The sequence below is a fragment of the Streptomyces sp. IBSBF 3136 genome (assembly GCF_036815105.1).
Taxonomy (GTDB): domain Bacteria; phylum Actinomycetota; class Actinomycetes; order Streptomycetales; family Streptomycetaceae; genus Streptomyces.
Genome location: NZ_JAJSZC010000488.1, coordinates 1 through 769, shown reverse-complemented (window position 1 = coordinate 769; position 769 = coordinate 1). Strand labels below are relative to the sequence as shown.

The window sequence follows — 769 nt, the reverse complement described above, 5'->3', positions numbered from 1 at the left end:
CACCCGCCCGGTAGCCCCCTTTCCCGACAGGAGAACAGCCCCCATGACCAGCGGCACGAGCGGCAGCAGCGGCAGCGACGGCACGAGCGGCGCCGGTGTCATCCGCGTCCTCGTCGCCGACGACCAGCAGATGGTCCGGCAGGGCTTCACCGTGCTGCTCAACACCAAGCCGGACATCGAGGTGATCGGGCAGGCGGTGGACGGCCGGGACGCCGTCGCCAAGGTCGCCGAACTGACCCCGGACGTGGTGCTGATGGACATCCGGATGCCCGAGCTGGGCGGCATCGAGGCGACCCGGCTGGTCACCGCCGACCACCCGGGCATCAGGGTCCTGGTGCTGACCACGTTCGACCTGGACGAGTACGTCTACGAGGCGTTGCGCGCGGGGGCCGCCGGGTTCCTGCTGAAGGACGCCTCGGCGGACCAGCTCGCCGAGGCGGTCCGGGTGGTGGCGGCCGGGGACGCGCTGCTCGCCCCGGGCATCACCCGCCGGCTGATCGCCGAGTTCTCCCGCCTGGACGGCTCCCCGCGGCCCCCGCTCAGACAGCGGGTGGGCGAGCTGACCGAACGGGAGACGGAGGTCCTGGCGCTGATCGCGCAGGGCCTGTCCAACGCGGAGATAGCCGGCCGGCTGGTGGTGGCCGAGCAGACCGTGAAGACGCACGTGGGCCGCATCCTGGTGAAGCTGGGCCTGCGGGACCGCACCCAGGCCGCGGTCTTCGCCTACGAGTCTGGCCTGGTCCGCCCCTCCGGCTACTGACCCCCGGCC

At 72.7% G+C, this 769-nt stretch carries 1 protein-coding gene; it reads left to right on the top strand.

Annotation, left to right across the window (positions count from 1 at the left end):
* Positions 1 to 43: 43 nt before the first annotated feature.
* A complete protein-coding gene (locus V7E45_RS40390) occupies positions 44 to 760 on the top strand; it encodes a response regulator transcription factor (RefSeq protein ID WP_333779262.1) in 717 nt (238 codons plus the stop codon).
* The last annotated feature ends 9 nt before the right edge of the window (positions 761 to 769 follow it).